This is a genomic window from Phocaeicola abscessus CCUG 55929 (genome assembly GCF_000312445.1).
Classification (GTDB): domain Bacteria; phylum Bacteroidota; class Bacteroidia; order Bacteroidales; family Bacteroidaceae; genus Phocaeicola; species Phocaeicola abscessus.
Window position 1 is genome coordinate 1 of the sequence record NZ_HE997182.1, and the last position, 19023, is coordinate 19023.

The window sequence follows — 19023 nt, forward strand, 5'->3', positions numbered from 1 at the left end:
CACGTCGTCGATTCCTCTTGGTAGTCTCTCCGATCGAAGGAAGCGAAAGCAAGGGAGAATAAGCACCTGAAAACGGCCTGCCCTGAAAATTTAAATTGTCTACGCAGGGAATTAAAATTGTCTACGTAGAGAATTAAAATTGTCTACGTAGAGAATTAAAACGGTCTGCATGTCTGTGTGGAATCACGTCGTATCGGAGTCTTACACGAGACAGGGCGAGGAATGACTGCGGGCGAGTAGAAACAAAGGACTATCTCTTAAAGAGACAGCCCTTTGAGCTATGCTATAATAGTTGTACCTCAAAAACTATCCCTGAGGCTGTGATTCTTCTGAAGGAAGAGCTTCTTCGGGACTTACGACTTCTTCCACAGCTGGTTCAACCTTGGAGGAAGTCTTTTTAGAACGTCGAGTCCGTGTAGCTTTCTTCAGGGCAGTTTTAGCCATCTTTTCGTCAAAGTCAACCAACTCGATGAAACACATCGATGCATTATCCCCCAATCGGTTACCTGTCTTGATGATTCTCGTATATCCTCCGGGACGTTCGGCGATTTTTTCCGAAACAACTTTGAACAATTCCGTAACGGCATACTTATCTTGCAAATAGCTAAACACCACACGACGCGAATGGGTGGTATCTTCTTTCGATTTTGTGATCAGAGGCTCTACATATTTTTTCAAAGCTTTAGCCTTGGCTACGGTCGTATTGATCCTTTTATGTTTAATCAGGGAATTGGCCATGTTTGATAACAGCGCGGCTCTATGAGAGGCGGTACGCCCCAGGTGATTGAATTTCTTATTATGTCTCATCTTATTCTTTATCTAATTTATACTTTGAAATATCTGTTCCGAAAGAAAGACTCAGGCCGGAGAGTAAATCTTCCAATTCTGTCAGGGATTTCTTTCCGAAATTTCTGAACTTCAGCAAGTCGGTCTTATTATATTGAACTAAATCACCTAAGGTTTCTACGTCGGCGGCTTTCAAACAATTTAACGCGCGCACCGAAAGATCCAGATCGACTAATTTCGTCTTGAGAAGCTGACGCATGTGCAATACTTCCTCATCGAATTCTTCATTACTCTCCGAATCGGATACTTCCAGCGTAATTTTCTCGTCCGAAAAAAGCATGAAGTGGTAAATCAGAATCTTAGCGGATTCTTTCAGGGCTTCCTTGGGATGGATGGAGCCATCGGTAGTAATTTCAAGAATCAGTTTCTCGTAATCGGTTTTCTGTTCGACGCGGAAATTTTCAACGGAATACTTGACATTACGAATCGGGGTGTATATAGAATCGATGGGGATCGTGTTCACATCAGTGCAGAATTGCAGGTTTTCATCTGCGGGAACATACCCTCTTCCTTTGTTAATGGTAATATCCATTTGCAAAGTTGCTTTAGGATCTAAATGGCAAATAACCAATTCGGGATTTAACACTTCAAATCCAGTCAGATACTTACTTATATCCCCTGCTTTAAATTCATTAGAATTCTCGATGGTAATGCATACCTTCTCGTTTTCAAACTCTTCCACAACTTGCTTAAATCTTACTTGTTTCAGATTTAAGATAATGCCGGTCACATCTTCCTTCACACCGGGAACGGTCGCGAATTCATGTTCTACGCCTGCCATACGTATGGTATTGATTGCAAATCCTTCCAACGAAGAAAGCAGGATACGGCGCAAAGCATTACCTACAGTAATACCGAAACCGGGTTCGAGGGGGCGGAATTCAAATTTGCCATATTTGGCATCCGCTTCCAACATTAATACTTTATCAGGTTTTTGAAATGCTAATATTGCCATGAAATTAATGATTATTTAGAGTACAATTCAACGATCAAATGTTCTTTAATGTTCTCAGGGATGTCTTCTCTGGCAGGAACATGTAATAATTTACCTGTTTTTGCATTTTCATCCCATTCTAACCAAGAATATTTGCCATGATTAAATCCAGTTAGTGAATTAGCAATCACTTCTAATGATTTGGATCTTTCACGAACTCCTACAAGTTGACCCGGTTTTACCGAATAAGAAGGAATAGAGACCACATTGCCGTTGACGACGATGTGTCTATGATTGACCAATTGACGGGCCGCTGCGCGTGTAGGAGCTATGCCCAAACGGTATACGACATTATCCAAACGGGCTTCTAAGTTTTGGAGCAGGATTTCGCCTGTAATCCCATTGGCTCTTGCCGCCTTATCAAACATGTTACGGAATTGCTTTTCCAACACGCCATAGGTATATTTAGCCTTTTGTTTTTCAGCTAACATTATTCCATATTCAGAAATTTTTCTTCTTCGATTTACGCCATGCTGACCTGGAGGATAATTCTTTTTAGATAAAACTTTATCGGGTCCAAATATTGCTTCTCCGAATCTGCGTGAGATTTTTGTTTTTGGTCCAGTATATCTTGCCATTTTCTTTAGTAATTAAATTGTTAATCATGCACTTAATCCGTTACAGCCGCGATTACAGAAAGGAAGATGTAATCCAAATCAACCGAATCAAGTAACATTTACATTAAGCTTATCTTATACTCTTCTTCTCTTGGGAGGACGACAGCCATTATGCGGTAATGGAGTCACATCAACGATTTCAGTAACCTCGATTCCTGCTCCATGTACGGTTCTAATAGCGGACTCTCTTCCGTTTCCAGGACCTTTCACATACGCTTTAACTTTTCTAAGGCCAAGGTCGTATGCCACTTTGGCGCAATCTTGGGCAGCCATCTGGGCTGCATAAGGAGTATTCTTTTTAGAACCTCTAAATCCCATCTTTCCTGCAGAAGACCATGAAATGATCTGCCCTTCGTTATTTGTCAAAGAAACAATGATATTGTTGAATGAAGAATGGACGTGCAACTGTCCACTCGCCTCAACTTTGACGACTCTTTTCTTTGCAGCGACTGTTTTTTTTGCCATATCAACGATTATTATTTAGTAGCTTTTTTCTTATTTGCAACAGTTTTCTTCTTTCCTTTACGCGTACGTGCATTATTCTTGGTGCTTTGTCCACGTACAGGCAATCCTAAACGATGGCGCACCCCTCGATAACAACCGATATCCATTAATCTCTTAATGTTCATCTGAATTTCGGAACGGAGATCTCCTTCTACTTTAAATTCTTCACCAATGATACTACGTATCTTAGCGGCTTGATCGTCAGTCCAATCTTGCACTTTAATATCTCTATCTACACCAGCCTTATTCAAGATTTTGGCTGAGCTACTGCGTCCGATACCATAAATGTAGGTCAACGCAATTTCCCCTCTTTTATTCTGGGGTAAATCTACACCAACTATTCTTATAGCCATATACTTAATTATTTTTCCTGCAAAAATAATAAATTATCCTTGACGTTGTTTATACTTAGGATTTTTCTTGTTAATAACATACAAACGGCCTTTACGTCTTACAATTTTACATTCAGGCGTACGTTTCTTGATTGATGCTCTTACTTTCATATCTTAATTTTTTTATTTGTATCTAAAAACGATTCTTCCTTTTGACAAGTCGTAAGGAGACATCTCTACTCTGACCTTGTCTCCGGGTAATATTTTAATGTAATGCATTCTCATCTTTCCCGAAACATGAGCAGTGATTTCATGCCCATTTTCCAGTTCAACACGAAACATTGCATTCGACAATGCTTCGACTATCGTTCCATCTTGTTCTATAGCGGATTGTTTAGCCATAAAATTAAATTGCTTTATCTCCTAAAACTTGTTCAACATACTCGAAAGAGGATAAAATATCGGCTTTGCCTACGCCTATCGCCACCGTATGTTCGTAATGTGCGGCAGGCTTCCCGTCACGGGTACGGACGGTCCAACCATCATCCTCGATATAAATCTGACGATCTCTCATCGCAATCATCGGCTCAATGGCGATACACATACCTTTCTTCAACAGAACACCACTGCCTTTTTTCCCATAATTAGGCACTATCGGATCTTCGTGCATCTCTCTACCAATACCATGACCGACAAATTCTCTGACTACGCCATAAGATTTTGACTCACAACATTCTTCAATGGCAAAGCCTATATCCCCCACTCTCTTTCCATGTACAGCGTGCCGTATGCCTAAGTAAAGAGCTTCTTTGGTTGTTTTAAGCAGTTGCATCACCTCCAGCGAAACCTCGCCTACCGGGAATGTATAACAAGAATCGCCACAAAAGCCATTCATAGAAGTACCGCAATCAACAGAAACGATATCGCCTTCCTTGAGAGGAATATCATTAGGAATTCCATGAACCACTTGATCGTTTACAGACGTACAGATCGAGGCGGGAAATGGATTACCATATTGATTAGGGAAACCTTTAAAAGTAGGAATAGCGCCATTATCGCGAATATACTCTTCAGCTACCTTATCAAGTTCTTTAGTTGTAACACCGGGTTTAATGAGTTTAGCTACCTCTCCCAACGTCTTACCGACGAGTAAATTACTCTGTCGAAGCAATTCTATTTCATCCTCTGTTTTAAGAAATATCATCTTTCAAGCAAATTAATAAGCTTGAATATTGCCTGAACGCCCTCTAATTCTTCCGGTGTTCAACAACCCATCGTAATGGCGCATTAGCAAATGACTCTCTATTTGCTGCAAGGTATCCAACACCACACCTACGAGAATCAATAGCGATGTACCACCAAAAAACTGTGCAAAACCTTGTTGCACTCCAAATATTCCTGCAAAAGCAGGCATGATAGCTACAATGGCCAAGAAGATAGATCCCGGCAACGTAATACGCGACATGATAGAATCGATATAATCAGCCGTATTCTTCCCCGGTTTAATACCTGGGATGAAGCCATTATTCCTCTTCATATCTTCAGACATTTGCGTAGGATTGATCGTAATTGCAGTATAGAAATAAGTAAATAAAATAATCAATGCTGCATAAATCAAATTATACCAGAAACCGTTGTTATTGACTAATGCGCGTGCGAGACCACTTGCCGTAGCCACATTCGAATAGCCTACGATAGATATAGGAATAAACATCAATGCCTGAGCGAAAATAATAGGCATCACGTTAGCTGCATTCACTTTCAGCGGAATATATTGACGAGCGCCGCCGTATTGCTTGTTACCGACGATACGTTTTGCATATTGCACAGGCACTTTGCGTACACCTTGCACCAAAAGGATAGCGCCAGCCATAACTAATAGCAAGAATACCATCTCAAACAAAAACATCACAATCCCTCCAGCTCCCGGAGAAGAGAAGCGCGAGACCACTTCTTGAATTAAAGCTTGGGGCAATCGGGCAATAATACCAATCATGATAATTAAAGAAATACCATTGCCAATGCCTTTGTCCGTAATTCGTTCTCCTAACCATAAGATAAACATACTCCCAGCAGCGAGAATGACCGTAGAAGAAATGATAAAGGTCGTCCAATCTAATGAAGCATTAAGCGCTCCTCCTGCCTGTATCTTCAGGTTAATCAAATAGGAAGGTGCCTGAAAGATCAGGATAAAGATCGTCAATATACGGGTATATTGATTGATCTTCCTCCTTCCACTTTCCCCCTCCCGTTGAATTTTCTGGAAGTAAGGAACGGCGATAGCAAGCAACTGGATAACGATAGACGCCGAGATATAAGGCATAATTCCTAGTGCAAAGATGGATGCATTAGAAAAAGCGCCGCCGGAGAACATGTTCAACAGTGCTAACAAACCTTCACTCGTTTGTTGATGTAACTGAGTTAACATAGAAGGGTTAATACCCGGTAGAACCACGTAAGAACCAAATCTGTAAATAGCTACAAATAATAAGGTGATGAGAATCCTTTGACGTAAATCCTCAATTTTCCATATATTCTTTAATGTTTCAATAGATTTTCTCATTGAATCAGAGTTTTACAGCATTACCACCAACAGCTTCGATCGCAGCTACGGCACTTTTTGAGAAAGCGTTCGCCTCTACATCAAGCTTTATAGTCAAACTCCCGTTACCAAGTATTTTAACTAACTGGTTAGAAGAGATATAACCCGCTTCAATAAGATCTTTCAACCCGATCTTCGACAAAGCCTTTGTTTCCGCAAGACGTTGTAAAGTATTTAAGTTGATAACTTTATATTCGACCCGATTGATATTCTTAAAACCAAATTTGGGAAGACGACGTTGAAGAGGCATTTGCCCGCCTTCAAAACCGATCTTCCTCTTATAACCGGATCTGGACTTCGCACCTTTGCTACCTCTCGTAGAGGTACCTCCATAACCAGATCCTGGCCCACGACCAATTCTTTTACGCGCTTTTGAAGATCCTTCTGCTGGTTTTAAATTACTTAAATTCATATTATAATCCATTTTAAAATTCGAAGAAAATCACTCAACGATAGTAACTAAGTGTTTTACCTTTTTTATCATACCAAGAACGGTAGGAGTATCCTCGCGTTCAACCACTTGATTCAATTTTCGGAGCCCCAGTGAATCCAATGTCTGTTTTTGACATGCGGGAGCACCATTTCTACTCTTGATCTGTTTAATCTTAATAGTTGACATAACTCCTCCTTAACCTTTAAATACTCTTTCTATATTGATACCTCTATTTTGGGCCACAGTACGGGCATCTCTCATCTCGCTAAGGGCTAGGATCGTAGCCTTCACTAAATTGTGCGGATTAGAAGAACCTTTGGATTTTGCCAAAACATCTGTAATGCCTACACTTTCCAAAACAGCACGCATTGCTCCTCCGGCTACAACGCCTGTACCCGTTGAAGCCGGTTTAATAAATACTTCTGCACCACCAAATTTAGCTGTTTGTTCATGAGGAACAGTACCTTTCAATACCGGAACTCGTGTAAGATTCTTCTTTGCAGCTTCAACCCCCTTTGCAATAGCTGTCGTCACTTCACCTGCTTTTCCTAAGCCTAAGCCGATAACGCCATCCTCATTCCCAACCACAACAATTGCAGAAAAAGTAAAAGTTCTACCACCTTTCGTAACTTTAGTTACCCGATTGATAGCTACCAATCTGTCTTTTAATTCTACATCGCTAGATATCTTAACTCTATTATTTATCATAATCTCGATTAAAATTTAAGTCCACCGTTACGAGCAGCATCAGCAACTGCTTTAATTCTCCCATGATACAGATAACCATTGCGGTCAAATACAACTGCGGTGATGCCCGCTTCTTGAGCTTTCTTTGCGATCAGTTCACCTACTTTTGTCGCCTGCTCAATTTTAGGCATTGTTGGCATTCCAAGCGAAGAAGCAGAAGCTAATGTTTCACCCTTCAAATCATCTATAACCTGAACATAGATTTGCTTATTACTTCTAAAGACACTCATCCGAGGACGTTCAGCTGTACCAGAAATTTTACTACGTACCCTAGATTTAATTTTGATTCGTCTTTTTAATTTTGTTGTCATAATGATACAGATTTAAATAAATTATTTAGCTGCCGCAGTCTTACCAGACTTTCTACGAATTTCTTCGCCAACAAACTTAATACCTTTCCCTTTATAAGGTTCTGGCATACGGAAAGAACGAATTTTCGCACATACCTGACCAAGTAACTGTTTGTCACATGATTCTAAAATAATCAGGGGGTTTTTATTTCTCTCTGATTTAGTCTCCACTTTAATTTCTGAAGGCAATTGCATAAAAATATTATGCGTATAACCTAATGCAAGTTCCATAATATTCCCATTATTCGAAGCACGATAGCCAACGCCGACAAGCTCCAGTTCTTTCTTATAACCTACAGAAACACCGATAACCATATTATTTACCAATGCACGGTATAAACCATAAAAAGCATGTCGTTGCTTCGTGTTATCAAGTAGAGCCTTTTCATTCTCTTTAAAAGATATTTGCCCCCCTTCAATGGTTACGTTAATCGAAGGATCGATGTACTGACTCAATTCTCCCTTAGGTCCTTTTACGGTGACTACATTACCCTTAAGAGTTACAGAAACTCCATTAGGGATACTGATAGGTAATTTTCCAATTCTTGACATTGTTTATCCTCCTATTAATATACGTAACAAAGAACTTCCCCGCCAATTTTCAAATTAGCCGCTTCTTTATCTGTCATTACACCTTTGGAAGTAGATATTATAGCAATACCTAAACCATTAATTACTCTCGGCATGTTTTTGTAACCCGTGTATTTTCGCAAACCTGGCGTCGAAACTCTTCGAAGCCTCTTGATTGCATTAACCTTGTTAACAGTGTCATACTTCAAAGCGATCTTAATAGTTCCCTGAGGACCGTCTTCAATAAACTTGTAGTTCAGAATGTAACCTTTATCAAAGAGAATCTTTGTGATTTCTTTCTTCAGATTTGAAGCAGGTATTTCAACTACTCTGTGCTTTGCACTAATTGCATTTCTCAACCTTGTGAGATAATCTGCGATCGGATCTGTCATATAAATTAAAATTAAATTAATCAGGACAACCCTGACAATATTTAAAAAAGAATTACCAACTTGCTTTTCTAACGCCTGGGATCAAACCATTAGATGCCATTTCACGGAATTCAATTCTTGAAATACCAAATTGACGAATATAGCCCTTCGGACGTCCACTCAACTTACAACGATTATGCAAACGGATAGGATTAGCATTCTTGGGTATAGCCTGCAATTTACGAGCAGCTTCATAGGCTTCAGCCGGATTACCTGTATTGACAATCTTTTTCAAGGCAGCACGTTTTTCAGCATATTTGGCTACAAGTTTGGCTCTCTTTATTTCGCGAGCTTTCATTGATTCTTTTGCCATACTATATTATTTTTAGTTTTTAAAAGGTAAACCGAATCCTTTAAGTAAAGCAAACCCCTCCTCATCAGTTTTAGCTGAAGTGACAAAAGTAATGTTCATACCAAGAATCTTAGTTATACCATCAATATTAATTTCCGGGAAGATAATTTGTTCTTCGATCCCTAATGTATAGTTACCTCTTCCATCAAATTTGGAATTAATACCTTTAAAATCTCGGATACGTGGTAAAGCTATACGAATAAGTCTTTCCAAGAATTCATACATTCTTTCACGACGTAAAGTTACCATTACGCCAATAGGCATTTTCTTACGCAATTTAAAATTGGCAATATCTTTACGTGAAATTGTTGCAACAGCTTTCTGACCAGTAATCGCTGTCAATTCATTTATAGCAACTTCTATAATCTTCTTATCAGCTACGGCTTCTCCAAGTCCTTGATTGATCACAATCTTTTTAAGAACAGGTATTTGCATAGAAGAAGAATATTGGAACTGTTTCATCAATGCAGGCGCGATGCGTTCTGCATAATCTTTCTTAAGGCTAGCAGTACTACTCATTATTTGATTTCCTCCCCTGATTTTTTAGCATAACGAACGAATGTCCTTCCATCAGCACTCTCTCTTCTCCCAATGCGTGTGGGCTTCCCCGTCTTAGGATCAATGACATTTAAATTCGAGATATGAATAGAAGCTTCTTGTCTGATGATTCCTCCCTGAGGATTCTTTGCACTGGGCTTTGTACTCTTGGAAACCATATTGATACCCTCGACGATGGCGCGTTTTTCTTTAACAAGAACTTTCAGCACACGCCCGGTTCTACCTTTGTCTTCCCCAGAATTGACGTAGACAGTATCGCCTTTTTTTATATGTAATTTACTCATTACTAAAATCGTTTACAAAATTAAAGTACTTCGGGTGCCAAGGAAACAACCTTCATATTAGCTGCACGCAACTCTCTGGCCACAGGGCCGAAAATACGACTACCCCTAATCTCACCTGCGTTATTTAATAATACGCAAGCATTATCATCAAAACGAATATAAGAGCCATCAGCACGACGGATCTCTTTCTTAGTACGTACAATCAGAGCCTTCGAAACGGCACCTTTTTTAATTTCACTTGAAGGGATAACGCTTTGAACAGCCACCACAATGATATCCCCTACAGAAGCGTATCGTCTTTTTGTTCCGCCTAAAACACGAATACAAAGAGCTTCTTTTGCGCCACTGTTATCACATACTGTAAGTTTGGATTCTGCCTGTATCATAATTACTTAGCTCTTTCAATTATTGAAACCAATCTCCATCTTTTCGTCTTGCTCAGAGGGCGAGTTTCCATGATATGTACCGTATCGCCTATATTACATTCATTTTTTTCGTCATGAACATGATATTTCTTCGTTTTCCGAACGAACTTACCATACATTGGGTGTTTCTCCTTAAATACCGTAGCAACGGTAATGGTTTTATCCATTTTATTGCTAACGACGATACCCGTTCTTTCTTTTCTTAAATTTCTAACTTCCATGAGGACTAATATTAGTTGTTAAGTTCTCTCCGACGTAATTCTGCTTTCATTCGCGCAATCGTTCTGCGTAATTTCTTTATTTGTGCAGGATTTTCCAGCGGAGAAATAGAATGATTCAGCCGCATTTGATTGTAATTGGCCACTTCGGTGTCAATTCTTTCTGCCAGCTCATTAGTTGGAATTTCTCTAATTTCTGCGATCTTCATAATTAATTAAGCATTTTGATTAGCATCGTAATCACGTCTAACAATAAACTTGGTAGTAATCGGAAGCTTCTGTGCCGCTAAACGCAACGCTTCTTTAGCTATCTCATACGGAACTCCGTCGGCTTCAATCAAGACACGTCCTGGTAAAACCGGTGCGACGAACCCCACGGGATCTCCCTTACCTTTACCCATACGTACGTCAGCAGGTTTACGCGTGATCGGTTTATCCGGAAAAATACGAATCCAAATCTGTCCCTGACGCTGCATGTATCTTGTCACTGCCACACGAGCTGCCTCTATTTGATTGCCTGTAATCCATTTAGGTTCAAGCGCTTTTATACCAAATGACCCGAAGGCTAATTGATTACCTCTGTGCGCATAACCTTTTCCATTACGACGGCCATCTTGTTGTCTTCTGAATTTTGTTTTCTTCGGTTGTAACATAATTCTTAAAATTCAAATCGATTATCGATTAGTTCTCTTTCTTCTAAAGTTCTTACCACCATTGCCGCCGCTACCTCCACGATTACCTTCTTTAACTTGAGCGAAATTAGGTGCCAATTCTCTCTTACCATAAACCTCACCCCGGCAAATCCATACTTTAATACCCTGCAAGCCAACTTTTGTCAAAGCATCAACCTGACAATAATCGATATCTGCACGGAAAGTATGTAACGGTGTTCTCCCCTCCTTTAACATTTCAGAACGAGCCATTTCTGCTCCATTCAAACGCCCTGAAATTTGGACTTTAATACCTTCTGCACCCATACGCATCGTGTTAGCAATCGCCATTTTTATAACTCGCCGATAAGCGATCTTTCCCTCGATCTGGCGAGCAATATTATTAGCCACGATCACTGCATCCAATTCCGGTTTCTTTACTTCGAAGATATTGATTTGAATATCTTTATCGGTGATCTTTTTCAATTCCTCTTTTAACTTATCAACTTCCTGACCACCTTTACCGATGATAACCCCCGGACGTGCGGTACATACAGTAATTGTCACCAACTTCAGCGTACGTTCAATAATAATTCTTGAAATACTTGCTTTTACAAGTCTCGCCTTCAAATATTTGCGGATTTTACTGTCTTCTAGCAAAGAATCACCATAATCTTTGCCACCATACCAATTAGAATCCCACCCTCTGATAATTCCTAAACGGTTACTTATCGGATTAATTTTCTGTCCCATCTATACTGCTTCGTTTTTATTATCATTAGTATTTTTAGAATCGACGAACAAAGTTACGTGGTTCGAACGTTTACGAATTCTGTATCCTCTTCCTTGTGGAGCCGGACGCATTCTCTTCAGGGTGACTCCCTCATCCACAAAGACTTTAGATATAAACAATTCTCCATCCTCTGCTTTGCGTTCGTTTTTCTGTTCCCAATTAGCAATAGCAGAGCGTAACAATTTTTCTACTTTTGCAGCAGCATCTTTCGAAGAAAATTTCAAGACGCCAAGTGCACGACTCACTTCCATACCACGGATCATATCCACGACATAGCGCATTTTCCGCGGAGAAGACGGGACATTTCGCAGTTTTGCGAAATACATGGTCTTAAGGGCTTCTTTTCTGTTGGCAGCCGATATTGATTTCCTTTTTCCCATTATCTTATTTCTTTTTTTCTACAGTTTGTACTGCCTATTTTTTATTATTACCTGCATGTCCACGGAAAGTACGTGTAGGAGCGAACTCGCCCAGTTTATGACCCACCATGTTTTCAGTAATATAAACAGGAATAAATTTATTTCCGTTATGAACCGCAATAGTATGCCCCACAAAGTCAGGCGATATCATTGAAGCTCTGGCCCACGTTTTAACGACAGTCTTCTTTGTACTTTCATTCATAGCCAGAATTTTATTTTCAAGCTTAACGTTAATATAAGGACCTTTTTTTAATGAACGACTCATAATTTACTCAATTAATGATTATTTCTTTCTTCTTTCAATTATATACTTAGAAGACTGTTTCTTCGGAGATCTTGTCTTCAATCCCTTAGCATATAAGCCTTTGCGCGAACGCGGGTGACCACCCGATGCACGCCCTTCACCACCTCCCATTGGATGATCAACCGGGTTCATTACTACACCACGGTTATGAGGACGGAATCCCAACCAACGTGAACGTCCGGCTTTACCCGAACTTTCCAAGGCATGATCAGAATTACCCACGCTACCAATCGTAGCCTTGCAAGTGGAAAGGATTTGACGCAATTCCCCCGAAGGCAGCTTGATAACGCAATATTTACCTTCGCGAGATGTTAACTGAGCATAGTTTCCAGCCGATCTTACCAAAATAGCCCCCTGTCCCGGACGTAATTCTATATTATGAATTACAGTACCGATAGGAATATTTTCAAGTGGCAATGTATTACCAATCTCCGGAGCGGCATTTGCACCTGACATAACGGTGTGCCCTACTTGTAAACCACTCGGAGCAATAATATATCGTTTTTCACCATCAGCATAAAACAGCAAAGCAATCCGCGCCGAACGATTCGGATCGTATTCAATCGTTTTAACAACTGCTGGGACACCATCTTTCTCTCTCTTGAAATCTATTAAACGGAATTTACGTTTATGGCCTCCGCCAATATAGCGGACTGTCATCTTGCCGACATTATTACGACCACCGCTCGCCCGTTTTCCGTACACAAGAGATTTCTCTGGCACCGACGCAGTAATTTCTTCAAAGGTACCAATAATTTTATGTCTTTGCCCAGGTGTAGTGGGCTTAAATTTACGTACTGCCATTTTTATCAAATATTGCTATAAAAATCAATTGTATCGCCTTTTTTCAAAGTAACAATAGCTTTCTTATAAGCGTTTGTTTTTCCTTTAATCAAACCAGACTTTGTATAACGGTTTTTGCTTTTCCCAGCATATCTTAAGGTATTAACACTCAACACCGTAACATTATACAAAGTTTCTACTTCTTTCTTAATCTCCAATTTGTTAGCTTCTGGACGTACAATAAAACCGAAACGATTCAGTTTTTCAGTTTCCGCCGTCATTTTTTCAGTTACTAACGGTTTAATAATATATCCCATTATTCAAGCCTCCTCTTCTTTCATTCAGACAAGATTCCATCCATCACTTTCAGTGAATCTTCAGTCAATACAATCGTTTCAGCATCGAGTACATTGTAAGTATTTAATGCAGAAGCTGTTGACATCTTAACATCCTGAATGTTACGAGCTGACAAATATACATTTTTATTTCCGTTAGGCAAAACCAAAAGTAACTTTTTGTCAGCAATTTTAAGATTATTTATTATGGTGATAAAATCTTTCGTCTTTGGAAGATCCAATGTAAAATCTTCAACCACTATGATGGCATTGTCCTGAGCTTTATACGATAAGGCTGAGCGACGGGCCAAAACCTTCACTTTCTTATTCAGTTTAAAAGAATAATCTCGTGGTTTAGGACCAAAGACACGAGCGCCGCCATGTAGCAATGGAGAATTGATATCCCCACGACGTGCGCCCCCACCACCTTTCTGACGACCTAATTTACGCGTAGAACCACTCAGTTCACTTCTCTCTTTAGATTTGTGTGTTCCTTGTCTCTGATTTGCTAAAAATTGTTTTACATCCAGGTAGATCGCATGATCATTAGGTTCAATTCCGAAGATAGATTCGTTTAACGTAACCTTTCTCCCGGTGTCCTCACCTTTAATATTTAATACGTTAACTTCCATTATTTCTCAATTAATACGATTGAACCTTTACATCCGGCCACTGATCCCTTTACTAAAAGGAGATTATGTTCCGGAATTATTTTTAACACACGCAAATTTTGGGTAGTCACCCGATCACCGCCCAACTGACCGGCCATACGCATTCCCTTAAATACCTTTGCAGGGTAAGAACAGGCGCCTATGGAGCCCGGTTTACGCGCACGATTATGCTGACCGTGAGTAGTTTGTCCTACTCCTCCAAACCCATGGCGTTTAACCACCCCTTGGAAACCTTTACCTTTAGAAGTTCCTATCACGTCGACGTAATCAGTTCCCTCAAACAGATCGACCGTGATCGTATCTCCCAAATGATAATCTTTCTCAAAATTTTTGAACTCGGCCAAGTGTCTCTTCGGTGTTACGCCAGCTTTCTTAAAGTGTCCCATCAACGGTTTGGTGACATTTTTCTCTTTCATGTCCTGAAAACCGACTTGGATAGCTGCATACCCGTCCTTTTCAACACTTTTAACCTGAGTAACCACACAAGGACCAGCTTCGATGACAGTGCATGGTACATTTTTACCATCAGCACTAAAAACGGAAGTCATTCCGATTTTCTTTCCTAATAATCCTGGCATTTCAGTTAAATTTTAATAGCATTAAACCTTAATCTCCACTTCTACACCGCTCGGCAGTTCCAATTTCATCAACGCATCGACGGTCTTAGCTGTAGAACTGTAGATATCGATCAAGCGTTTGTAAGACGAAAGTTCAAATTGTTCGCGCGACTTTTTGTTTACGAAAGTCGACCGATTCACAGTAAAAATTTTTTTATGTGTCGGTAACGGAATAGGACCGCTGACAATAGCGCCTGTAGATTTCACTGTTCTAACAATTTTTTCAGCCGAATTATCTACCAGGTTGTGATCGTAAGATTTCAGTTTAATTCTGATTTTCTGACTCATTTGATTAAATATTAATTATTAATTATTTATTAAGTCGGGGCCGAATTAAGAGTCATTCGCTAATCCGTAGCCCCTTCTTTTTCTTTACACTAAGTCTACACGCCCTTTGACTTCTTCAAGAATGTTCTTCGCAATCGACGAAGACACCTGAGAGTGATGATCATAAGTCATAGACGAAGTTGCACGGCCTGATGTAATCGTTCGTAATGCTGTTACATAGCCAAACATTTCTGCCAAAGGCACCATCGCCTTTACAATTCTTGCTCCGGACTTTGTCGATTCCATCCCTTCTACTTGACCACGCCGTTTATTCAAGTCACCGATCACATCGCCCATGTTTTCTTCCGGAGTAACGACCTCCAGTTTCATAATAGGCTCCATCAGAGCAGGACCTGCCTTTTCACAAGCTTTCTTATAAGCTTGAATAGCACAAATCTCAAAGGAGAGCTGGTCAGAGTCTACCGGATGAAATGATCCATCTTTCAAAATGACCTTCAAGGAATCAAGTGGATATCCGGCCAGAACACCACTCTTCATGGCTGTCTGGAAACCTTTCTGCACGGAAGGGATGTATTCTTTCGGGATATTGCCTCCCTTCACTTCATCCACAAATTGCAATCCGCCTTCTTTGAAATCGTCATCAACCGGCCCAACGGAAACAATGATGTCAGCAAACTTACCGCGGCCTCCGGTCTGTTTTTTATACACTTCACGAAGGTCGACAATTTTAGTAATAGCCTCTTTATAAGCTACCTGCGGACGACCCTGATTACATTCCACCTTAAATTCTCTCTTCAAGCGTTCAATGATAATCTCCAAATGAAGTTCTCCCATACCCTCAATAACCGTCTGACCGGATTGTTCGTCCGTATGCACCCTGAACGTCGGATCCTCCTCAGCCAATTTAGCCAAACCGTTCGACAATTTTTCCATGTCTTTCTGGGTCTTGGGTTCAACGGCGATACCAATCACCGGGTCGGGAAAATCCATGGATTCGAGGACGATCGGAGCGTCTTCGTCGCAAAGGGTATCCCCCGTGTGGATATCCTTAAAACCTACTCCAGCGCCAATATCTCCAGCACCGATAACATCCACCGGATTCTGTTTATTAGAGAACATCTGGAACAAACGGGATACACGTTCTTTCTTCCCTGAGCGAGAGTTATAAATATACGATCCAGACTCCACCTTTCCCGAATAGACACGGAAGTAAGTTAAACGACCTACATATGGATCGGTGGCGATCTTAAATGCTAGCGCCGAAGTCTTTTCGTCTTCCGAGGGACGGCGGTCTTCTTCTTTATCTGTCATAGGATTTCTACCCATGATGTTGGGAGTGTCCAATGGGGAAGGCAAGAACGCACAGATATAGTCAAGCAAAGTCTGAACGCCTTTATTCTTAAAAGAAGAGCCGCAAGTCATCGGAACGATTTCATGTTTCAACGTACCTTTACGAATGGCGCGCAAGATTTCTTCTTCGGTAATGGTTGAGGGATCCTCGAAAAATTTCTCCATGACTTCGTCATCGTAATTGGCTGCGCTTTCAAGCATTTTGTCCCGCCATTCCTGCACTTCATTCGTCAATTCAGCAGGGATATCGGCCACTTCGTATTCCGCTCCCATCGTTTCGTCGTGCCAATAGATGGCCTTCATTTTAATCAGGTCGACCACACCTTTGAAATTTTCCTCAGCCCCGATCGGGATCATAACGGCACAAGGATTTGCACCCAGTTTCTCTCTCATCTGAGTCATTACATCAAAGAAGTTCGCCCCCGAGCGGTCCATCTTATTTACATACCCGATGCAGGGAACGCCGTATTTTTCGGCTTGGCGCCAAACGGTTTCTGACTGCGGCTCTACGCCGCCGACAGCAGCATAAGTAGCCACGGCGCCATCGAGTACGCGCAACGAACGTTCTACCTCGGCGGTAAAGTCGACATGTCCCGGCGTATCAATCAAGTTAATTTTATAAGTCTTGTCCCCAACTTTCCAATTAGCAGTAGTGGCCGCAGAAGTAATGGTGATGCCGCGTTCCTGCTCTTCTTCCATCCAGTCCATCGTAGCTGCGCCATCATGAACTTCACCAATCTTGTGAGTCAATCCGGTGTAGAACAAGATACGTTCGGAAGTAGTTGTTTTACCGGCATCAATGTGAGCCATAATGCCAATATTTCGGGTTAAACTAAGATCTTGTTTTGCCATTTTTCGTTCTTACTTAAATTAAAATCTGAAGTGTGCGAAGGCGCGGTTAGCTTCGGCCATGCGATGCATATCTTCTTTACGCTTGAATGCTCCCCCCTGTTCATTATAGGCATCCGTAATCTCTGCAGCCAATTTATCGGCCATCGACTTTCCTCCTCGTTTTCGAGCGTACGAAATCATATTCTTCATGGAAATAGACTCTTTTCGCTCCGGACGGATCTCGGTAGGTACTTGGAATGTTGCACCGCCAATACGGCGTGATTTAACCTCTATTTGAGGGGTAATATTATCGAGCGCTTTTCTCCAGATTTCCAAAGCTGATTTTTCTTCATTGGGCAATTTTACTTTGACTGTTTCCAACGCAGCGTAGAAAATCTCATACGAAGTATTCTTCTTCCCATCGTACATGAGATGGTTCACGAATTTAGAGACCTTGGTGTCATTAAAGACGGGATCCGGCAGGATCACATGTTTTTTTGGTTTTGCTTTTCTCATTGTTCTAAAACTAATGTTTTTGTTTGGGTTGCATTTTCCGTTTACTTCAACACTTCCACCGAAGTATTTACTCAACCTTTATTGCTTTATCCGACAAACCAAAAACTAAAATTTAACATACTGTTATTCTTCGGAAGTATTCGGTTTCTATTACTTCTTTCCTGCTTTAGGACGCTTAGCACCATATTTGCTGCGGCGTTGAGTACGACCAGCCACACCGGCTGTATCCAAGGTACCACGTACGATGTGGTAACGAACTCCCGGCAAATCTTTCACACGACCACCTCGTACCAATACGATAGAGTGTTCCTGTAAATTGTGTCCTTCTCCCGGGATATAAGAGTTGACTTCCTTCGAATTAGTCAAACGGACACGTGCAACCTTACGCATTGCCGAATTAGGTTTTTTGGGAGTAGTGGTATAAACCCGAACGCACACGCCTCGTTTTTGCGGACACGAGTCAAGTGCGGGCGACTTACTCTTCTCTGTCAAAACCCGTCTTCCTTTTCTTACTAATTGTTGAATAGTAGGCATTTTGTTTTGTTTTTATTATTTATTATTATTTCTTAATTATCTATATTAAAGTCCAAAATATACTTTTGGGGCTGCAAAGTTATCAATAACATTTTAATAAACAATATTTTTCTTGCAAAAATTAGCCTGTCTTTCTGAAAAACTTTTCGAAAGACAGACTGATTCGATTTCCTTTACGCAGCGACGTTCCTCAAGCTTCGCCTTTGAAACCGTTTAGCGGCGGAATAAATGTTTTCCCATCCGGAGAGTTCGATCCTCCTTGAATATTTTCCGGCATACGGATCGGCCCTAAGGCGCGTTCGTATTTGGCTATATTCTCCTGCAAGGCAAAAAGCAAACGTTTGGCGTGTTCCGGAGTCAGGATAATCCGAGATTGAACGCCGGCCTTGGGCAAACCGGGCATGACGCGGACAAAATCTACGATAAATTCCGAACTCGAATGGGCAATAATCGCTAAATTGGCATAGGTGCCTTGAGCCACCTCATCTTTCAATTCTATCTGCAACTGAGCATTGTCGTCATTTCTTCCATTTTCCATCATTCTTATCTGTTTATACATTTATAAAGTAATAACAAAAATAGCAATTAAATTTGAGATCTGCAGCGTCTTTATTCTTTTTGGCGAAGAAAGAATTCAAATACGACTGGTATCTTATGAGATATCATCAC

General features: G+C 40.7%; 34 protein-coding genes. All 34 read right to left on the reverse strand.

Annotation, left to right across the window (positions count from 1 at the left end; genetic code table 11):
* Positions 1 to 306: 306 nt before the first annotated feature.
* The 34 genes from rplQ to BN102_RS00160 all read right to left on the reverse strand — a co-directional run bounded on the left by rplQ (position 307) and on the right by BN102_RS00160 (position 18892).
* Entirely contained in the window at positions 307 to 807 is a 501-nt protein-coding gene (rplQ, locus tag BN102_RS00005; protein ID WP_036786849.1) for a 50S ribosomal protein L17, read from the reverse strand.
* A 1-nt stretch (position 808) separates the two neighbouring features.
* Positions 809 to 1801: a DNA-directed RNA polymerase subunit alpha gene (locus BN102_RS00010; protein ID WP_021311206.1), complete on the reverse strand. Its 993-nt coding sequence runs from the start codon at positions 1799 to 1801 to the stop codon at positions 809 to 811.
* Positions 1802 to 1812: 11 nt separating this feature from the next.
* Positions 1813 to 2418 carry a 30S ribosomal protein S4 gene (gene rpsD / locus BN102_RS00015; protein ID WP_019206991.1) on the reverse strand — a complete coding sequence of 202 codons (606 nt, stop codon included), beginning with the start codon at positions 2416 to 2418 and terminating at the stop codon, positions 1813 to 1815.
* Between the two features lie 114 nt (positions 2419 to 2532).
* On the reverse strand, positions 2533 to 2922 hold the full coding sequence (rpsK, locus tag BN102_RS00020; RefSeq protein ID WP_019206992.1) for a 30S ribosomal protein S11: 390 nt from the start codon (positions 2920 to 2922) through the stop codon (positions 2533 to 2535).
* An 11-nt stretch (positions 2923 to 2933) separates the two neighbouring features.
* Complete coding sequence (gene rpsM, locus BN102_RS00025; protein ID WP_019206993.1) at positions 2934 to 3314, reverse strand: 30S ribosomal protein S13; 381 nt, start codon at positions 3312 to 3314, stop codon at positions 2934 to 2936.
* A 33-nt stretch (positions 3315 to 3347) separates the two neighbouring features.
* On the reverse strand, positions 3348 to 3464 hold the full coding sequence (gene ykgO, locus BN102_RS10610; RefSeq protein ID WP_021311189.1) for a type B 50S ribosomal protein L36: 117 nt from the start codon (positions 3462 to 3464) through the stop codon (positions 3348 to 3350).
* Between the two features lie 12 nt (positions 3465 to 3476).
* Positions 3477 to 3695: a translation initiation factor IF-1 gene (infA, locus tag BN102_RS00030; protein WP_019206994.1), complete on the reverse strand. Its 219-nt coding sequence runs from the start codon at positions 3693 to 3695 to the stop codon at positions 3477 to 3479.
* 4 nt (positions 3696 to 3699) lie between these two features.
* Entirely contained in the window at positions 3700 to 4497 is a 798-nt protein-coding gene (gene map, locus BN102_RS00035) for a type I methionyl aminopeptidase (RefSeq protein WP_019206995.1), read from the reverse strand.
* A gap of 12 nt (positions 4498 to 4509) precedes the next feature.
* Positions 4510 to 5856, reverse strand: a complete 1347-nt coding sequence (gene secY, locus BN102_RS00040) for a preprotein translocase subunit SecY (RefSeq protein ID WP_019206996.1) — start codon at positions 5854 to 5856, stop codon at positions 4510 to 4512.
* A gap of 4 nt (positions 5857 to 5860) precedes the next feature.
* Positions 5861 to 6307: a 50S ribosomal protein L15 gene (gene rplO / locus BN102_RS00045; RefSeq protein WP_035455703.1), complete on the reverse strand. Its 447-nt coding sequence runs from the start codon at positions 6305 to 6307 to the stop codon at positions 5861 to 5863.
* Between the two features lie 30 nt (positions 6308 to 6337).
* Entirely contained in the window at positions 6338 to 6514 is a 177-nt protein-coding gene (rpmD, locus tag BN102_RS00050; protein WP_019206998.1) for a 50S ribosomal protein L30, read from the reverse strand.
* A gap of 9 nt (positions 6515 to 6523) precedes the next feature.
* Positions 6524 to 7039, reverse strand: coding sequence for a 30S ribosomal protein S5 (gene rpsE / locus BN102_RS00055; RefSeq protein ID WP_198006545.1), 516 nt, complete (start codon positions 7037 to 7039; stop codon positions 6524 to 6526).
* Positions 7040 to 7044: 5 nt separating this feature from the next.
* Positions 7045 to 7386, reverse strand: a complete 342-nt coding sequence (rplR, locus tag BN102_RS00060) for a 50S ribosomal protein L18 (protein WP_019207000.1) — start codon at positions 7384 to 7386, stop codon at positions 7045 to 7047.
* A 21-nt stretch (positions 7387 to 7407) separates the two neighbouring features.
* Positions 7408 to 7977 (reverse strand): 50S ribosomal protein L6, encoded by a 570-nt coding sequence (rplF, locus tag BN102_RS00065; RefSeq protein ID WP_019207001.1) that lies wholly within the window; start codon positions 7975 to 7977, stop codon positions 7408 to 7410.
* A 14-nt stretch (positions 7978 to 7991) separates the two neighbouring features.
* Positions 7992 to 8387, reverse strand: a complete 396-nt coding sequence (gene rpsH / locus BN102_RS00070; RefSeq protein ID WP_019207002.1) for a 30S ribosomal protein S8 — start codon at positions 8385 to 8387, stop codon at positions 7992 to 7994.
* A 52-nt stretch (positions 8388 to 8439) separates the two neighbouring features.
* Positions 8440 to 8739 carry a 30S ribosomal protein S14 gene (gene rpsN, locus BN102_RS00075; RefSeq protein ID WP_019207003.1) on the reverse strand — a complete coding sequence of 100 codons (300 nt, stop codon included), beginning with the start codon at positions 8737 to 8739 and terminating at the stop codon, positions 8440 to 8442.
* 12 nt (positions 8740 to 8751) lie between these two features.
* Positions 8752 to 9297, reverse strand: coding sequence for a 50S ribosomal protein L5 (gene rplE / locus BN102_RS00080; RefSeq protein ID WP_019207004.1), 546 nt, complete (start codon positions 9295 to 9297; stop codon positions 8752 to 8754).
* Complete coding sequence (gene rplX, locus BN102_RS00085; RefSeq protein ID WP_019207005.1) at positions 9297 to 9620, reverse strand: 50S ribosomal protein L24; 324 nt, start codon at positions 9618 to 9620, stop codon at positions 9297 to 9299. The genes rplE and rplX overlap by 1 nt, the downstream gene beginning before the upstream one ends.
* A gap of 20 nt (positions 9621 to 9640) precedes the next feature.
* Entirely contained in the window at positions 9641 to 10006 is a 366-nt protein-coding gene (gene rplN, locus BN102_RS00090) for a 50S ribosomal protein L14 (RefSeq protein WP_019207006.1), read from the reverse strand.
* A gap of 2 nt (positions 10007 to 10008) precedes the next feature.
* Positions 10009 to 10266, reverse strand: coding sequence for a 30S ribosomal protein S17 (rpsQ, locus tag BN102_RS00095; RefSeq protein WP_019207007.1), 258 nt, complete (start codon positions 10264 to 10266; stop codon positions 10009 to 10011).
* An 11-nt stretch (positions 10267 to 10277) separates the two neighbouring features.
* Positions 10278 to 10472: a 50S ribosomal protein L29 gene (gene rpmC / locus BN102_RS10615; RefSeq protein WP_021311195.1), complete on the reverse strand. Its 195-nt coding sequence runs from the start codon at positions 10470 to 10472 to the stop codon at positions 10278 to 10280.
* A gap of 6 nt (positions 10473 to 10478) precedes the next feature.
* Positions 10479 to 10916, reverse strand: coding sequence for a 50S ribosomal protein L16 (gene rplP / locus BN102_RS00100; RefSeq protein WP_019207008.1), 438 nt, complete (start codon positions 10914 to 10916; stop codon positions 10479 to 10481).
* Between the two features lie 21 nt (positions 10917 to 10937).
* Complete coding sequence (rpsC, locus tag BN102_RS00105; protein ID WP_019207009.1) at positions 10938 to 11666, reverse strand: 30S ribosomal protein S3; 729 nt, start codon at positions 11664 to 11666, stop codon at positions 10938 to 10940.
* Entirely contained in the window at positions 11667 to 12086 is a 420-nt protein-coding gene (gene rplV / locus BN102_RS00110; RefSeq protein WP_021311212.1) for a 50S ribosomal protein L22, read from the reverse strand.
* 34 nt (positions 12087 to 12120) lie between these two features.
* Positions 12121 to 12390 (reverse strand): 30S ribosomal protein S19, encoded by a 270-nt coding sequence (gene rpsS, locus BN102_RS00115; protein WP_019207011.1) that lies wholly within the window; start codon positions 12388 to 12390, stop codon positions 12121 to 12123.
* Between the two features lie 18 nt (positions 12391 to 12408).
* Positions 12409 to 13233 carry a 50S ribosomal protein L2 gene (gene rplB, locus BN102_RS00120; RefSeq protein ID WP_019207012.1) on the reverse strand — a complete coding sequence of 275 codons (825 nt, stop codon included), beginning with the start codon at positions 13231 to 13233 and terminating at the stop codon, positions 12409 to 12411.
* Between the two features lie 5 nt (positions 13234 to 13238).
* Positions 13239 to 13529, reverse strand: coding sequence for a 50S ribosomal protein L23 (gene rplW, locus BN102_RS00125; RefSeq protein WP_019207013.1), 291 nt, complete (start codon positions 13527 to 13529; stop codon positions 13239 to 13241).
* A gap of 20 nt (positions 13530 to 13549) precedes the next feature.
* Positions 13550 to 14179, reverse strand: coding sequence for a 50S ribosomal protein L4 (gene rplD, locus BN102_RS00130; protein WP_019207014.1), 630 nt, complete (start codon positions 14177 to 14179; stop codon positions 13550 to 13552).
* Positions 14179 to 14796 carry a 50S ribosomal protein L3 gene (gene rplC, locus BN102_RS00135; protein WP_019207015.1) on the reverse strand — a complete coding sequence of 206 codons (618 nt, stop codon included), beginning with the start codon at positions 14794 to 14796 and terminating at the stop codon, positions 14179 to 14181. The genes rplD and rplC overlap by 1 nt, the downstream gene beginning before the upstream one ends.
* 21 nt (positions 14797 to 14817) lie before the next feature.
* Positions 14818 to 15123 (reverse strand): 30S ribosomal protein S10, encoded by a 306-nt coding sequence (gene rpsJ, locus BN102_RS00140; protein ID WP_019207016.1) that lies wholly within the window; start codon positions 15121 to 15123, stop codon positions 14818 to 14820.
* A gap of 84 nt (positions 15124 to 15207) precedes the next feature.
* Positions 15208 to 17325, reverse strand: coding sequence for an elongation factor G (gene fusA, locus BN102_RS00145; protein WP_019207017.1), 2118 nt, complete (start codon positions 17323 to 17325; stop codon positions 15208 to 15210).
* A gap of 18 nt (positions 17326 to 17343) precedes the next feature.
* A complete protein-coding gene (gene rpsG / locus BN102_RS00150) occupies positions 17344 to 17820 on the reverse strand; it encodes a 30S ribosomal protein S7 (protein WP_019207018.1) in 477 nt (158 codons plus the stop codon).
* A 150-nt stretch (positions 17821 to 17970) separates the two neighbouring features.
* The gene (gene rpsL, locus BN102_RS00155; RefSeq protein ID WP_021311186.1) at positions 17971 to 18354 is read right to left on the reverse strand and encodes a 30S ribosomal protein S12; all 384 of its coding nucleotides are present in this window, start codon (positions 18352 to 18354) and stop codon (positions 17971 to 17973) included.
* Between the two features lie 190 nt (positions 18355 to 18544).
* Positions 18545 to 18892 carry a DUF3467 domain-containing protein gene (locus BN102_RS00160; RefSeq protein WP_035455701.1) on the reverse strand — a complete coding sequence of 116 codons (348 nt, stop codon included), beginning with the start codon at positions 18890 to 18892 and terminating at the stop codon, positions 18545 to 18547.
* Between the last annotated feature and the right edge of the window lie 131 nt (positions 18893 to 19023).

What these genes read in the sequence shown, in the direction of transcription:
- rpsG (WP_019207018.1), bottom strand. Translation starts at nt 17,820, where the DNA reads ATGAGAAAAGCAAAACCAAAAAAACATGTGATCCTGCCGGATCCCGTC.
- rpsK (WP_019206992.1), bottom strand. Translation starts at nt 2,922, where the DNA reads ATGGCAAAAAAAACAGTCGCTGCAAAGAAAAGAGTCGTCAAAGTTGAG.
- rplO (WP_035455703.1), bottom strand. Translation starts at nt 6,307, where the DNA reads ATGAATTTAAGTAATTTAAAACCAGCAGAAGGATCTTCAAAAGCGCGT.
- rplN (WP_019207006.1), bottom strand. Translation starts at nt 10,006, where the DNA reads ATGATACAGGCAGAATCCAAACTTACAGTATGTGATAACAGTGGCGCA.
- rpsC (WP_019207009.1), bottom strand. Translation starts at nt 11,666, where the DNA reads ATGGGACAGAAAATTAATCCGATAAGTAACCGTTTAGGAATTATCAGA.
- rpsS (WP_019207011.1), bottom strand. Translation starts at nt 12,390, where the DNA reads ATGAGTCGTTCATTAAAAAAAGGTCCTTATATTAACGTTAAGCTTGAA.
- rplX (WP_019207005.1), bottom strand. Translation starts at nt 9,620, where the DNA reads ATGAGTAAATTACATATAAAAAAAGGCGATACTGTCTACGTCAATTCT.
- rplD (WP_019207014.1), bottom strand. Translation starts at nt 14,179, where the DNA reads ATGGAAGTTAACGTATTAAATATTAAAGGTGAGGACACCGGGAGAAAG.
- fusA (WP_019207017.1), bottom strand. Translation starts at nt 17,325, where the DNA reads ATGGCAAAACAAGATCTTAGTTTAACCCGAAATATTGGCATTATGGCT.
- rplC (WP_019207015.1), bottom strand. Translation starts at nt 14,796, where the DNA reads ATGCCAGGATTATTAGGAAAGAAAATCGGAATGACTTCCGTTTTTAGT.
- rplB (WP_019207012.1), bottom strand. Translation starts at nt 13,233, where the DNA reads ATGGCAGTACGTAAATTTAAGCCCACTACACCTGGGCAAAGACATAAA.
- BN102_RS00160 (WP_035455701.1), bottom strand. Translation starts at nt 18,892, where the DNA reads ATGGAAAATGGAAGAAATGACGACAATGCTCAGTTGCAGATAGAATTG.
- rplF (WP_019207001.1), bottom strand. Translation starts at nt 7,977, where the DNA reads ATGTCAAGAATTGGAAAATTACCTATCAGTATCCCTAATGGAGTTTCT.
- rpmD (WP_019206998.1), bottom strand. Translation starts at nt 6,514, where the DNA reads ATGTCAACTATTAAGATTAAACAGATCAAGAGTAGAAATGGTGCTCCC.
- rpsL (WP_021311186.1), bottom strand. Translation starts at nt 18,354, where the DNA reads ATGCCTACTATTCAACAATTAGTAAGAAAAGGAAGACGGGTTTTGACA.
- rpsD (WP_019206991.1), bottom strand. Translation starts at nt 2,418, where the DNA reads ATGGCAAGATATACTGGACCAAAAACAAAAATCTCACGCAGATTCGGA.
- rplR (WP_019207000.1), bottom strand. Translation starts at nt 7,386, where the DNA reads ATGACAACAAAATTAAAAAGACGAATCAAAATTAAATCTAGGGTACGT.
- rplW (WP_019207013.1), bottom strand. Translation starts at nt 13,529, where the DNA reads ATGGGATATATTATTAAACCGTTAGTAACTGAAAAAATGACGGCGGAA.
- rpsH (WP_019207002.1), bottom strand. Translation starts at nt 8,387, where the DNA reads ATGACAGATCCGATCGCAGATTATCTCACAAGGTTGAGAAATGCAATT.
- rplP (WP_019207008.1), bottom strand. Translation starts at nt 10,916, where the DNA reads ATGTTACAACCGAAGAAAACAAAATTCAGAAGACAACAAGATGGCCGT.
- rpsJ (WP_019207016.1), bottom strand. Translation starts at nt 15,123, where the DNA reads ATGAGTCAGAAAATCAGAATTAAACTGAAATCTTACGATCACAACCTG.
- infA (WP_019206994.1), bottom strand. Translation starts at nt 3,695, where the DNA reads ATGGCTAAACAATCCGCTATAGAACAAGATGGAACGATAGTCGAAGCA.
- rplV (WP_021311212.1), bottom strand. Translation starts at nt 12,086, where the DNA reads ATGGGAAAAAGGAAATCAATATCGGCTGCCAACAGAAAAGAAGCCCTT.
- rpsQ (WP_019207007.1), bottom strand. Translation starts at nt 10,266, where the DNA reads ATGGAAGTTAGAAATTTAAGAAAAGAAAGAACGGGTATCGTCGTTAGC.
- rpsM (WP_019206993.1), bottom strand. Translation starts at nt 3,314, where the DNA reads ATGGCTATAAGAATAGTTGGTGTAGATTTACCCCAGAATAAAAGAGGG.
- rpsN (WP_019207003.1), bottom strand. Translation starts at nt 8,739, where the DNA reads ATGGCAAAAGAATCAATGAAAGCTCGCGAAATAAAGAGAGCCAAACTT.
- rplE (WP_019207004.1), bottom strand. Translation starts at nt 9,297, where the DNA reads ATGAGTAGTACTGCTAGCCTTAAGAAAGATTATGCAGAACGCATCGCG.
- map (WP_019206995.1), bottom strand. Translation starts at nt 4,497, where the DNA reads ATGATATTTCTTAAAACAGAGGATGAAATAGAATTGCTTCGACAGAGT.
- ykgO (WP_021311189.1), bottom strand. Translation starts at nt 3,464, where the DNA reads ATGAAAGTAAGAGCATCAATCAAGAAACGTACGCCTGAATGTAAAATT.
- secY (WP_019206996.1), bottom strand. Translation starts at nt 5,856, where the DNA reads ATGAGAAAATCTATTGAAACATTAAAGAATATATGGAAAATTGAGGAT.
- BN102_RS00010 (WP_021311206.1), bottom strand. Translation starts at nt 1,801, where the DNA reads ATGGCAATATTAGCATTTCAAAAACCTGATAAAGTATTAATGTTGGAA.
- rpmC (WP_021311195.1), bottom strand. Translation starts at nt 10,472, where the DNA reads ATGAAGATCGCAGAAATTAGAGAAATTCCAACTAATGAGCTGGCAGAA.
- rplQ (WP_036786849.1), bottom strand. Translation starts at nt 807, where the DNA reads ATGAGACATAATAAGAAATTCAATCACCTGGGGCGTACCGCCTCTCAT.